Origin of the sequence: Methanovulcanius yangii, from assembly GCF_018687785.1 — an archaeon.
GTDB lineage: Archaea > Halobacteriota > Methanomicrobia > Methanomicrobiales > Methanomicrobiaceae > Methanovulcanius > Methanovulcanius yangii.
Map to the genome: position 1 here is coordinate 2192390 of NZ_LTBL01000001.1, position 13132 is coordinate 2205521.

The window sequence follows — 13132 nt, forward strand, 5'->3', positions numbered from 1 at the left end:
TTATATAGAACCACAAACCTATTTTATCAACACAATTGGTGACTATTATGGCAGCAAATCTTGGTGGACAGCCTATCTTCATTTTAAAGGAAGGTAGCCAGAGAACCCGCGGTCGCGATGCTCAGGGCTCGAACATCGCAGCAGCAAAGGCCGTTGCAAGTGCAGTACGGACCACCCTTGGTCCGAAAGGAATGGACAAGATGCTCGTCGACACCATCGGTGATGTTGTCATCACGAACGATGGCGTGACCATCCTCAAGGAGATGGACATCGAGCACCCGGCAGCAAAGATGATGGTCGAAGTCGCAAAGACCCAGGACGACGAGGTCGGCGACGGCACCACCACCGCTGTGGTCGTTGCCGGAGAGCTTCTCAAGCGCTCCGAGGAACTTCTCGAGCAGGACGTGCACCCGACCGTCATCGCACACGGGTACCGCCTCGCCGCAGACAAGGCGCAGGAGCTCATCAAAGACATCGCCATCGAAGTCAAATCCGATGACATCGAGATGCTCCGCAAGATCGCCGACACTGCAATGACCGGCAAGGGTGCAGAAGCAGCAAAGGACAAGCTTTGCGACCTCGTCGTTCGTGCAGTCACCCTCGTCGCAGATGAGGACGGCAGCGTCGACACCGACTACATCAAGATCGAGAAGAAGGTCGGTGGCACCATCGAGGACTCCGAGATCATCGAAGGCATCGTCATCGACAAGGAGCGTGTCCACCCCGGCATGCCCAAGCTCGTTCAGGACGCAAAGATCCTCCTCCTCAACGCACCGGTCGAGTTCAAGAAGACCGAAGTGGATGCGGAGATCTCCATCACCAGCCCGGACCAGCTTCAGATGTTCCTCGATGAGGAAGAGAAGATGATCAAGGGCATCGTCGACAAGGTCGTCAAGTCCGGTGCAAATGTCCTCGTCTGCCAGAAGGGTATCGACGACATCGCACAGCACTACCTTGCAAAGGCGGGCGTCCTTGCGATCCGCCGTGTGAAGAAGTCCGACATGACCAAGCTCTCCCGTGCAACCGGTGCAGCAGTGGTCTCCTCCATCGATGCAATCGAGGAGTCCGAGCTCGGCACCGCAGGCCGTGTCGAGGAGAAGAAGGTCTCCGGCGAAGAGATGATCTTCGTGACCGAGTGCACCAACCCGAAGGCGGTCACCCTCATTGTCCGCGGCGGTACCGAGCACGTCGTCGATGAACTCGACCGTGCCCTCGAAGACGCTCTGCGTGTCGTCTCCGTTGCCGTTGAGGACCACAAGTTCGTCGCAGGCGGCGGTTCACCTGAGGTCGAGCTCTCCCTGCGCCTGCGTGAATACGCAGCAACCGTCGGCGGCCGTGCACAGCTCGCCATCGAGGCATTTGCAGCAGCGCTCGAGATCATCCCCCGCACCCTTGCGGAGAACGCCGGTCTCGACCCCATTGACATGCTCGTCGAGCTCCGCTCCGAGCACGAGGCAGGCCACAAGACCGCAGGTCTCGATGTCTTCGAGGCAAAGCCCCGGGACATGCTCGCAGCAGGCGTCATCGAGCCGATGCGTGTCAAGACCCAGGCAATCGCCTCGGCAGCAGAAGCAGCCGTCATGATCCTCCGTATCGACGATGTCATCGCAGCCTCCAAGATGGGCGGCGGCGACATGCCGTCACCTGAGGAGATGGCAGCCATGGGCGGCGGAATGGGCGGCATGCCCGGCATGATGTAGGTCTGCCACCTCTCCATAACCTTTTTTTTAATTTTGGGATTGCCCCGTATCGCCACTGGACGAAATCCAACAAATACCCGGATGAGATCATCCGAACGATCCCGTCACTGGGGTGTATCGATATTTCCACTCTTTCATTCAGGGAAAATAATTTCTGAGCCCAAACATCCTGGTATTTCAGCAGACGATCTTGCAAAAACGACCCGAATCCATCAAATCGGATCCAGTTTCAACTGTCCATTCGGTCTCCGTTTCGCGTGATCGATTCATCTGGGTCTACATCCGAAGACGGTGAAGCCATTGTCGTTCCATAATTCGGAATAGGTGAGATTTCCGCGTTTGATATTTCAATCGCCGTTCCGGGAAGAGTTATCCCCTGTACCGGACTCCGTGCATCCGGAATGTCGATCCGGGCATATTCCCGGGAACAGACGGGGTCCGGCTGGTAGCACGTCAGTGCACCATGAAGGCCACGGCCGGTGCCATTCACCATCTCCCGGAAGCGTGCAATCCTTCCTCGTTGCGACCGCATCATTTATCGTCAACCAGGGTATTTCATATGACGCTGAGGGTTCGCCATGATTTCTCAGGACAGGTTGAAAATTCCGAAAAAGGAGATTCGCAAGATAGATCTCATTTTTGCTGTTCTTCTGCTGATTGCCACACTTTCGACCGCGTTCTGCGTGTACCAGGCGACACGCTGGAATGGGATTCAGGCTGTCGATTTCGGGGAATCGGCCAAGTATCGCACGGAATCGATCAGGGCCACGACGATGGGCAATTCCCTTGTGATTATTGATGTACAGCTGTATCTGGACTGGGTGCATGCGATAAGCGAGGGCGATCAGGTCCGGGCGGATTTTATCGAAGAACGATTCAGGGACGAGTTCCGACCGTCATTCGAGGCGTGGATTGCCATTGGGGGTGACGATCCAAAAAACCCGATTCCTCCCGGGACGCCGTTCTCCCTTCCGGAATATACCTTATCCGAATACAAGGAGAGCATTCTGCTCGAAGAGAATGCAACGGCAGCCTTTAACCGGGGAAAAGATGCAAACCAGAACGGTGACTCATACATATCGAACACGGTCCTCTTTGCCATCGTCATGTTCTTCTGCGGCATATACACACGGTGGGATTCGACAAGGATACAACTGGGTATTCTGGTGATTACCCTGTGCGTCTTCATGTATGCGATATTTCAGCTGGTCTCACTTCTTCTCAGGGTGGGATATGTGTGAATGCCCACTTTTCCTGAAGATAACCGTTTTCTCTTTCAGGTTCTTTTTACAGGTGCCCTCCCCCTTCAGGAACATCGCCCGGTCCACAGGTGGTTATTAAATGAGCGTTCCGATGTGTTTGCGGTGACGGGGCAGAGGTTCTTGCCCCCAATTCCCGAACCCTGCATCACTGTCGCACCACTATGGAAATATTCTCACTTCTGCTCTCACGGGTCCGGGCAACCGATTGTTATTGCAGGTCATCGGTGGAAGAGCGCAGGGTCCTGAGTCGATTTTGTGCCGGGTGGCGCTCCTTTTCCTGCATAGGGGCTCTCGTGATCAGAAATGAAACCTTATTATAATGATATTTTCTGTATTTGAAGATTTATTGGATAAATATTGAATTTTATATTGTTCCAAAGCATTTATCGGAAAATAAAAGGTACAATCGGGTGTCTGAAAATATCCGGGAGGAGAATGTGGTGCAAAAGGGAGGATGCATCGTACTGGTCCTGTGCCTCTGTGTCGGCATTGCGGCCGCAGGAGACTGGGAACTGAGGTTTACCTCGAATATCGGGACGAACAATGATTCTCAGGAATATTTTGTGGTAGGGACGGATCCGTATGGCTGGACCACCTATAACGCGAGCATCGACGTGGCGGCAGTCCCGGCTGATCCGGGTATGTGGCTGGAAAAGAAAGACGGTGTGCCGGTCATCTGCGATTACCAGCGGACGATCAATAATATCTACCCTCAGCAGGCGGTATACAGGCTCAATGGAACGAATATCCCCGCTCCGGTGAACCTCTCCTTCCATGGATTTGCTGCTCTTCCCCCAATCGTGGGCAACATCACCGTGCGGTACTGGAATGACTCATCGACGCTCGTTGTTCAGGATATCGACGATGTGAACTGTACAGTTACCATGGCGGCGGCAGCATTCAATACCTCCGTCGCACCGTTCCCGCCCAACATTACCGCCTATTATACTTCCCCCCCGAAACCGGTTCCTGATTTCAATGCGAATGTGACCGTCGGTGAAATGCCGCTCACCGTGCAATTCACCAACACCTCTTCCGGGTATGGGCTGAAGAATCCCACATGGGAGTTTGGCGACGGACCGGGATATCTCTTCAATGTGGAGGCACCCGTTCATACCTATCTCCTTCCCGGCAGGTATGATGTCTCCCTCACCATTGCCAATATAGAGTCGGTTTCCAACACCACCACAAAGACGAATTTCATCACCGTTCTCGCTCCGGCGCCGGTGGCCGCGTTTTCTGCCGCCCTCACTCCGCCGGCGGGCAATGTCCCGGTGCTCGTAAACGTCACCGACGCATCGGCGGCAAACGGCGGATTTGCCATAGCCTCATGGTACTGGGAGTTCGGCGACGGAACGAACTTCACCGGACAGGCGCCCCCTGATCACCTGTATGCAACCGAGGGGACCTACCTCGTGAAGCTGACGGTGACCGACTCCCAGGTGCCGGCACAGACGAATACCACGACAACGGCACTCGTACTTTCCCCACCCCTTCCGATCGCGGATTTCACCGCCTCCCCGACGAGCGGCAGAATGCCGGTGACAATACAGTTTACCGATTTGTCGACCGGTTCGAACATCTCCGCCTGGGCGTGGGACTTCACCAGCGACAGGACCGTGGATGCGACCGAGCAGAACCCGTCCTGGGCGCCCGTGGGGCCGTTCCCGGCGCATTACAGCGTCACCCTCACCGTGACCGACGAGAACGGGCAGAACCAGACGACGAAGTCGGACTACCTGTACATCAACGAGGCCGAGGATGGCGACAGCGGTCCCGATTACCCGCCGGTGACCCGTGCCATCCCGACGCCGACGGTGAACGGGAGCGGTGTGGCCTCTGCCGCAGACGAAACCGTGGCGATTCTCATCGATGGGACATCAGGAGAACCCGCCGATAACGCCGACGCCCCCCTGGCCAGTCCCGGACCGGTAGATGCATCCTTGCCTGCCTCATCGGCAGGGGAAGATCCTGTTCCTCCGGGTTCATCCGCCACACCTGTACCGACGACAACCCCCCTCTGCACCTTTGGTGCGGCAACGGGGATTGGCGGTGCCGCATTTATCCTCTTACGGCGACGTGAATCCTGAGTGGGAATATCGACAACATTTTTTTTAATTCACTGACTCTCCGTGGCATATCGTGCCGTGTCCCTGAATCAGGTGAGGTGCGATTGTTTTGCATGGGTTCGGTGGGGATGGCTCATGATCTGCGAGGGAGGAAATTCCTCTTGCCTATGTAGATCATGGGTCTAGTTCTTCTATTGCCGGGGCGGCGAAAAAAAAAGTCGTGTGTTGGAATGGGGAAATCCTCATTTCATCTGTTTTTTGATCTCTATCCACTCGTCCTGCGAGAGGTGCTCCTTTTTGTGCACTTCGCGGGCGTGTTGGGCGATCTTGTTTTCGAGATCGTGCACATTATCCGCTTCTGCTTCAAAGGGGCAATCGAGTCCGATATCCTTGCACTTGAATGATACCATGGTACCTCCAAAGAGGTGCTACTTGTCATCAACCGGTAAATAACTGTCGCCGCTTCACGTGGTGGGAGGGATGCATGAATGTTCGATATGTCATGCCTCGTCGAACATCCCTCCTTCTCTTTCGCAGGATGTGAGAGAATAATGCCACGGGGGGAGAGCCGGTGTATCGGGTCACGAAAATAAATATTGGAATGTTGGGATTAATTACGGAAAATGTCGCTCTTCTATCGCATATTGTTCTTTGCCATGCAACGCCACAGCGCAAATTTTTATCGTCATTCATTGTGATCCTTCATACAATCCGAAGCATTTCGGAGGAGGTTGTCAGGGGAAGAGGATCATGAAGGTAAAGGATCGAATCATGATACTGGCAGAAGCCGAGTATCTGTATCAGAGGGCTCGTCAGAAGGCCGATGGCGAGGACTTCGACGGAGCGCTTGCGCTCCTCGATGAGGCCGTGTCGCTTGCGCCGGGTTTCTCCGTTGCACACTGTGAGAAGGGCAACTGCTTCCATTTCATGAATCGCGAGAATGAAGCACTGGAGTCCTACGAACGTGCCATTCAGGTAGATCCATACAATGCAGAAGCCTGGTTCCACAAAGGGCAGATCCTGAAGGGAAGAGGGGATGCCAAAGAAGGCGACCGGTGCATCGAACGCGCTACCAAACTCTGCTGCGGCAGATAACTGCAACACCCACATGTGCACTCCTGTGCTAAGGAGTGAAGACGGGTCGATTGTTTTCGGCTCAAAGGAGAGGGATGTCGTTTTGGGGAAATCACGGCGTTCCGTATCTCCTGCGTTTTCTATTTCATGCCCGTGCCGGATGCAGGGAATGCGTCCGGCAATATGGGACCGGTAATACCCAATATGCGAAATTTCATGGTCCGGCAGGCGTTACGAAGAAGGAAAGAGGAAGGTGGCAGGACATGACATCATCTCCGGTTTTTGCCGTACACCCGGATATTCTCCGGTTTGAAGAGGAGATCCGCAATCTCACCGATGATGAGATTACCGGATTTTTCACCCCGGACGGTGTCCTTCTTCTCAGGCTGGAGGGAACCTGCGTGCCTCGGGAGGGATGTCGCACCATCATACCCGACAGCCGGCAGAAAGCGATTGCCGGGCAGATCATGACCCATAACCATCCGTCGGAGGCCTCATTCACCGCACGGGATCTCATGGAGGCGTCGTACTTTTCCCTGAAGGAGGTTCGTGTCGTCGGGAAAACGGTTGTCTATTCCATGCAGCCCGGTCCCGAAGGCTGGCCGTCGCCGCGAAGGATCATGGAGACATTTGAGAGAATATGGGAGAGTCCCGGCCTTATGGAAACGGTTGGGCGGATCGTGGATGAGAAGACTGCACGAATGGACGACACCCTCGACAGCGGCGAACAGATGGCATCGATCCGCCTCAGGGTCCGCTCCGATCTCTGCTGCAGGGAACTGGCGCAGGAGCTGCATCTCATCTACCGGAAGGCTGTTTGGCCGCCATGATCCACGTGGTTCTTCCGGCCGGAGAGTGTCTCTCGGGGGGAACGTCTGCCGTTCACCTCCGTGACCGCACATTTATGCCATACAAGGATGTATAGACCATTATGGGTGAGAAGTTCGTTTTTATGAAGCACCGGGCAGTCTGCTACAACTGCGGCCAGGATGTCGATCAGGTGATCAAGGCCGTCTCGCCGAAGGCGGAAGTGGTCTGTTCCAACTGTTCGGCAACCCGGATTTTTATTCCAAAATATGAGGAAGTGGCAGAGCCGGGGCAGTTCGAACCGCCGATCAGCTGCTATGAGATCTGGCAGCTCGAGACGGGGGCGACCTGCAAGAACTGCAAGGTAACCGGGCCGCATGAGATTATCATCGGGTGCAACAACTTCAGTACGCGCTGCAACAACTGCGGGTACACGCACTTCTACAAATTCGACATGGAGTACGTCGGGCAGTGCCCGATTGAAGAATAAAAAAAATATTGTTCTCTCTTCTACTCTCTTCTCTTTCTGCCCCGAAGTGCAAAACATGCAAGTGCCAGAAGACCGGCAGGGACAACACAGGTGCCCGCGGGTGTCTCCTGTGCCGGTGGGGCGGGGGTGAGCCCGATGGTGAGGCTTGCGGTCTCTCCGGCGGAGAGTGTTCCCGAGGTGGTGTAGTCTTCGTAGCCTGCCAGGGCGAGTCTGAGGGTGTGCTCGCCGGGTGCAAGGTTCTCCACGGTGACCGGCGTTGCGCCCTTATAGAGATTGTCGATGTAGACCTGTGCTCCCTGCGGGTCGGATGCGACCTGCACTGATGCGGTGCCGGTCCCGGGTGCTACCGGTGTGAGGGAGAAGGAGACCGTGGTGGATGCCCCGGCGATGACGGAGACGGAGGTCGTATCATCATTGTACCCTTCAAGTTCCGCCCGGACCGTGTGCCTCCCGGCGGAAATCCCGTTGATGATCAGGGGATAGGCCGGGTCGGTGACGCCGTATGCCACCCCGTCGACCGTTATTGCTGCATAGGAGGGGTTCGATGTCACACTCAGGGTGCCGGTGGTCGGGACGGCGATCTTCTCAAGTGATTTCGAGACGGTCGTCTCCTGGTTGGCATAGATGCGGACAGCGGACTTCGTCCAGTCATAGTAGCCGGATTTCGTCAGTTCAAGGGTGTAGGAGGCGGGTATGAGGCTGCCGATGGTCCGCGGCGTCTGTCCCTGGTATTTGCCGTTCAGATAGATGTTCGCTCCCTGCGGATTCGAGCTGACATACAGCGATCCATACTGCTGTGAGGCCGTAAGAGAGGCATGGATATGCGTCGTCTGCCCTGCAACGACAGAGATGGTCTGCTTCCATGTATCGTAGCCGGATTTGATCACTTCGAGCGTGTGGCTGCCGGGGGGAAGGCCTGAACAGAGCTGCGGGGTCGCCCCGTAATAGACGCCATCCACGTAGACACTCGCTCCGGATGGGGAAGAGGTCACATCAATCTCACCGGTTGTCGGTTGTACGGGGTTGAGGGTGAGGTAGACCGAGGTATGTTGTCCATCCGCAGGTACCGGCGGAAGCGACGTGGATGCGGACTGGTAGCCGCTCTTTTCGGCAGTCACCGTTGAGTACGGTGTCCCTGTCGTTGCGACGGGAACCGTCAGAAGGCCCCCGCTGGTCACCCCTTTGTACTCCCCGTCAAACGAGATCGATGCCCCGTTGATATTGGTGTAGATGTCGTAGTACGACGTGCCCGAGCCCGGTATGCCGGGAAGATTGGTCGGCTCGGGCGTCGGAGTTATTGGGAGAACGGTCGCTTCCGGTGTCTGAGTCACAGGCAGTATGGTTGCGTCGTCCTGTGCGGCTGCGGGGCCTGCCACCATGAGGAGCCCTGCAATCAGCAACAGAATCGGCCACTTCTTCGAGGATATTGTCCGGGATGTCCCGGACAGGTGTAGCGTCAGAAATCCCATCCATTGGGTATTCATAATAAAGAGGGAGAATACCCGTCACTATTTTTAAATGTTACCCGGATTATCGGCACATGAGGGATGAGGGGAAAAAAGGTGATGTGGGAAATTGAGTGGGAGGAAAGGACGCTTTTAGTCCTCTTCCCTGACCATGGTGATGGCCTTCTTCGGGCATTCCTTTGCGCAGATGCCGCAGCCCTTGCAGTAGTCGAGGTCGATCTCGAGGTTTTCGTCGATCGTCCCGTCCGGGCAGTACTGGCGGCAGAGACCACACTCGTTGCATGCCTCCCTGTCGACCACCGGACGGAATGTCCGCCAGGTACCGGTCTTTCCTGCGGCGCCCTGTGCCGGGCGTGAAATGGCAAGTTTTGCGCTCATATCTTCAGCTCCTCATAGGCCTTCAGTGCGGCCTCTACATTGCGTTCGTCAGGGAATGTATCTGCGATGGCCTTCTGTGCCGATTCACGGGAGATGATGCCCATCTTCGCAATCGCTCCGATGAGCGGCGTGTTGAGAATCGGGTTGCCCGCAAGGACCATCTTCAGGGAGAGGGCAATCGAGGTGAGGTCCACCGTGTAGGTCGTATGCCCTTCGATCTCCACCGGGTGCGGGGAGTTGACGAGCACAACGCCGTCTTCCCTGAGGCCCGCCGTCACATCGACGAGGTCCATGATCGACGCATCGAGGACGATGACGAGGTCCGGTGTCCGAATCTGCGAATAGACCCGGATGGGGGTGTCGTCCACCCGGATGAAGGAGACGACCGGCGCCCCACGGCGTTCGGCGCCGTAGAGGGGGGTGGCGGTCGCGTATTTTCCGTCCAGGAAGGCCGCGTAGGCAAGGACCTTTGCCGCGGTCACCCCGCCCTGTCCACCCCGGGAGTGAAGCCGTATTTCATACATCAGGCATCAACTCCGAACCAGTACTCGCCGTCTTCTTCTCTCATGCGGACGAAGGAGGCGATGTCCTTGTAGGTCACGTCCTGGCCGCCGAGGCCGGCGATGACGGAGAACGGTCTGCACCCGCATTTTGCCCGAAGCTCGTTTGCGAGAATGCCGCCGTATCCGAAGGAGTAGTCGCGGTCGATGACGACGACCTCCTTGTCGGCAAGGTCGATTACCGGGAAGGGACGGAACCAGCGGACCCGCATCGAGCCTGCACGGACTCCTTCGTTACGGAGCATATCGACGGCGACCTCCATCTCTTTTCCGAGGGTACCCATCGCGATGATGACGACCTCCGCATCCTCGCAGCGGTACTCCTCGACCATATCGTAGCGGCGACCGTACTTCGCGGCAAAGGCCTCTTCGACCTCTTTTATGACCGCAACGGAGTCCCGCATGCCCCGCTCGATGTCCCAGCGGAACTTGAAGTGTTCGCTGCCGGTGGTGAGCGTCCCGTAGCCGCCTGGGTTTTCTATATCGATGGCGTGGGGTGTGCTCGTCGGAGGAAGGAATCCTTCGGGGTCGACGGTGTCAAAGGGTTGGGTGATGTGGGTGAGGAGGAACCCGTCGAGGTTGATCATGACCGGGAGGAGGACATTTGCATGCTCAGCAATCCGGAATGCCATGAAGGTCGCATCGTAGGCCTCCTGGGCGGTGCCGGCGTAGCACTGGAGCCACCCGGTGTCCCGCATGGAGAGGGAATCCGAGTGTTCTGCGCCGATGTTCCAGCCGGGACCAAGGGCCCGGTTTGCGTTTGCCATGACGATCGGGAGGCGTGCGCCTGCCGTCATGTGGAGCATCTCGCACATATAGACGAGCCCGTGGGAGCTCGTTGCCGTAAAGGTCCGCACACCCGTTGCGGCGGCTCCGATACAGGCGGCCATCGAGGAGTGCTCGGACTCCACGGGGATATAGCGGGCGTCCATCGACCCGTCGGCGACGTAGTTTGCGATCTCCTCGACGATCTCGGTCTGGGGGGTGATTGGGTATGCCGCGACGACGACCGGTTTTGCGTCACGGACGGCAAGAGCGACGGCCTTGTTGCCTGTTCCTATGGTCAGCATTCGCTTTCCACCTCCTTCTGCAGGCAGCCGATGGTGCGATCCACCATCGCCTGTATCTCGGTGATCTGGTCGTCGGTGATGCCCTTGAATCTCCCCTGGCGGGTGAGGTAGTCTGCAACAGGGATGCGTTTCTTCATCGCAGCCTTCGATGCGCCTGTAATGGCGAGTTTGCCGTGGTCGCGTTCCCAGAGGACCCACATGCCGGACTTGACCGCGAGTTTGCCCATTTCGACGGTCTCATCCGAGGGGAAGCGCCAGCCCGGCGGGCAGGGGGCAAGCACGTGCATGAACTTCGGGCCCGGAATGGAGAGGGCCTTTACCACCTTGTTGTAGAGATCCATGGGGTAGGCGGCGCAGGCGGTCGCCTGATAGACGGGGTTGTGGGCCGCAACGATGGCGTCCAGATCCTTCTTATGGTCCGTCTTCCCTGCAGGCGTCGTGGTGGTCCGGGCGGCAAGGGGGGTTGCCCCCGACCGCTGCATCCCGGTGTTGGAATACGCCTCGTTATCGTAGCAGATATACAGGAAATCGTTGCCTCGTTCAAGGGCACCGGAGAGTGCCTGGATGCCGATATCCACCGTTCCGCCGTCACCTGCGTAGCAGATTACATTCGTCTTCCTTCCGCTTGCCCGAAACGCCTCGCTCATCCCCGACCCGACGGCCGCGGCAGAGGCGAAGGCGACGTTGTAGACAGGGATATTCATTGCCGTTGTCGGATAGACGCCCTGAATGACGCTCGTACAGCAGGCCGGGATGACCAGCACCGTATCCGGGCCCGCCGCCTTGGTCACGTAGCGGAGGATCAGGGATGACGGGCACCCGGCGCACGCCGATGTCGTCTTTAAGATATACTCCTCGTCTGGAATTGCCATACTCACTCAAACCCACAGAGATAATTTTTCATGATTAATGATGAATGTCAGGTAATTTTTGTAAGGAAACAGTATAGCCTTTCCCCTGTGTCCATTTCGGTGAGCTGATGCGAAGGAACGATGCAGGCGAAAGGCGCCTTCCGGCCACGAAATCGGGAATCAGCCGTATATTTTTTCGTATTGGTTCAGCAGCGACGGGGTTTCGGGGAAAGACATGGCCGTAATTTTCGGGTATCGGGCGGTGGGGTTTCCTGAGGCATCCGGCGGCGGATGAGGGATAATTCCCTGAATGCGAAACTCAATATTCTTAAATATCCGTGCATCGTCGATTACTATTAGGAAGTGTACCCGTAATGCCAGAGAAATCTGAAGATGCTCACGGCACTCCTGCAACGGCAGATACCAGGTCCATGGGGGAGAAAGTCAGGGACCAGCTGCGTGGTGCTGCAGGAGATAAGGAGCCGGCCGGAACGGAAGGAGAATCCGACAGCGGAGGGGGGGCTGCCACATCCCCTCCGCCTGCAGAAACGGCGGCGGGAGGGGCGGCAAAACCGGCCGTCACTCCTGACGACATCATTGGCGGTCCTGCTGAGGTGGGCCGTTCCGCTCCTTCCGCCGATGCCCAGCCCGCGGCCGAGCCATCAGCTGCATCCGGAGAGGTCATGGCGGATGTTTCTGCAGGCATGGACGCCTCATGGGATGTCGGTGAAAAGGGCGTTGTCGCCGAAGACCTCACGCGCCGCCTTGAGGATGCCAGTGCAGACGAAGAGATCCGGCGCCGTCTCGACAGCGTCCGCGAATGGGAGGAGAAGGAGGAGGCCGCAAAACAGGAGAAGGATCTCCAGCGAAAGGAGATCGAACGGGAGTACGAACAGAGGAGAAAGGACGAGCGCCACGGGAAATGGAAACGGAATGCCATGGTCGTCGGCGGACTTCTCGTCATTGTCCTTGTCGCTGCACTGCTCTCGTTCTCCGTTTCGATGAATCTGCCCTCAACGGCCGAATCGTTCCCGTTCATCAGCACCTATGATGTCCGGATGCCGCAGGGAACGCCGGTGGAGTTTGCAAACATCCCCGTGACAGTCTCGGGCACGGGCGAGAAGGTGATCGTAAGCATCGCCGGAGGGCTCGGAACCGAACTGCAGGTCGGCGACCAGATCACGTTCTCCGATCCGAGGCGGGTCAACATCCGTATCTTTGGTATCACCCTTCTCGAAACCGATTATCAGGTGATCGCGGAGTTCAGGGGATACATCCCGCAGACCCAGCAGAACGATTTCTATGTGGCAGTGATGACCACGGATCCGTTGCCGGGGTGGGCTGTCGATGTCATCCTTCCCGATAATGTCGAGGCATACCCCGTCAACGCGGAAATTGTCTGACA

Annotated in this window: 13 protein-coding genes; 7 read left to right on the forward strand and 6 right to left on the reverse strand. The window is 56.9% G+C overall.

The window, feature by feature from the left end:
• Positions 1–47: 47 nt before the first annotated feature.
• The 3 genes from thsA to AZH53_RS10865 all read left to right on the forward strand — a co-directional run bounded on the left by thsA (position 48) and on the right by AZH53_RS10865 (position 5052).
• On the forward strand, positions 48–1700 hold the full coding sequence (gene thsA / locus AZH53_RS10855; protein ID WP_319643543.1) for a thermosome subunit alpha: 1653 nt from the start codon (positions 48–50) through the stop codon (positions 1698–1700).
• 578 nt (positions 1701–2278) lie between these two features.
• A complete protein-coding gene (locus tag AZH53_RS10860) occupies positions 2279–2941 on the forward strand; it encodes a hypothetical protein (protein ID WP_319643544.1) in 663 nt (220 codons plus the stop codon).
• A 431-nt stretch (positions 2942–3372) separates the two neighbouring features.
• On the forward strand, positions 3373–5052 hold the full coding sequence (locus tag AZH53_RS10865; RefSeq protein ID WP_319643545.1) for a PKD domain-containing protein: 1680 nt from the start codon (positions 3373–3375) through the stop codon (positions 5050–5052).
• A gap of 221 nt (positions 5053–5273) precedes the next feature.
• On the opposite strand, the gene AZH53_RS10870 is transcribed toward AZH53_RS10865, so the two are convergent.
• Positions 5274–5441, reverse strand: a complete 168-nt coding sequence (locus AZH53_RS10870) for a DUF1059 domain-containing protein (RefSeq protein WP_319643546.1) — start codon at positions 5439–5441, stop codon at positions 5274–5276.
• A gap of 340 nt (positions 5442–5781) precedes the next feature.
• Between AZH53_RS10870 and AZH53_RS10875 the strand changes: the two genes are divergently transcribed.
• From AZH53_RS10875 to AZH53_RS10885, 3 genes are all read left to right on the forward strand, one after another.
• A complete protein-coding gene (locus AZH53_RS10875; protein WP_319643547.1) occupies positions 5782–6126 on the forward strand; it encodes a tetratricopeptide repeat protein in 345 nt (114 codons plus the stop codon).
• A gap of 242 nt (positions 6127–6368) precedes the next feature.
• Complete coding sequence (locus tag AZH53_RS10880; RefSeq protein WP_319643548.1) at positions 6369–6935, forward strand: hypothetical protein; 567 nt, start codon at positions 6369–6371, stop codon at positions 6933–6935.
• Positions 6936–7036: 101 nt separating this feature from the next.
• Positions 7037–7402 (forward strand): hypothetical protein, encoded by a 366-nt coding sequence (locus tag AZH53_RS10885; protein WP_319643549.1) that lies wholly within the window; start codon positions 7037–7039, stop codon positions 7400–7402.
• Between the two features lie 20 nt (positions 7403–7422).
• Here AZH53_RS10885 and AZH53_RS10890 read toward each other — a convergent pair whose 3' ends face one another.
• The 5 genes from AZH53_RS10890 to AZH53_RS10910 form a co-directional block, all read right to left on the reverse strand.
• Entirely contained in the window at positions 7423–8886 is a 1464-nt protein-coding gene (locus AZH53_RS10890; RefSeq protein ID WP_319643550.1) for a PEGA domain-containing protein, read from the reverse strand.
• Positions 8887–9000: 114 nt separating this feature from the next.
• A complete protein-coding gene (locus AZH53_RS10895) occupies positions 9001–9246 on the reverse strand; it encodes a 4Fe-4S binding protein (protein ID WP_319643551.1) in 246 nt (81 codons plus the stop codon).
• A complete protein-coding gene (locus AZH53_RS10900; protein WP_319643552.1) occupies positions 9243–9770 on the reverse strand; it encodes a 2-oxoacid:acceptor oxidoreductase family protein in 528 nt (175 codons plus the stop codon). Before AZH53_RS10900 ends, AZH53_RS10895 begins: the two co-directional genes overlap by 4 nt.
• Positions 9770–10876, reverse strand: a complete 1107-nt coding sequence (porA, locus tag AZH53_RS10905) for a pyruvate ferredoxin oxidoreductase (RefSeq protein WP_319643553.1) — start codon at positions 10874–10876, stop codon at positions 9770–9772. The genes AZH53_RS10900 and porA overlap by 1 nt, the downstream gene beginning before the upstream one ends.
• Complete coding sequence (locus tag AZH53_RS10910; protein ID WP_319643554.1) at positions 10870–11748, reverse strand: thiamine pyrophosphate-dependent enzyme; 879 nt, start codon at positions 11746–11748, stop codon at positions 10870–10872. Before AZH53_RS10910 ends, porA begins: the two co-directional genes overlap by 7 nt.
• Positions 11749–12101: 353 nt before the next feature.
• On the opposite strand from AZH53_RS10910, the gene AZH53_RS10915 reads away from it, so the two are divergent.
• Entirely contained in the window at positions 12102–13130 is a 1029-nt protein-coding gene (locus AZH53_RS10915) for a hypothetical protein (RefSeq protein ID WP_319643555.1), read from the forward strand.
• Positions 13131–13132: the final 2 nt, after the last annotated feature.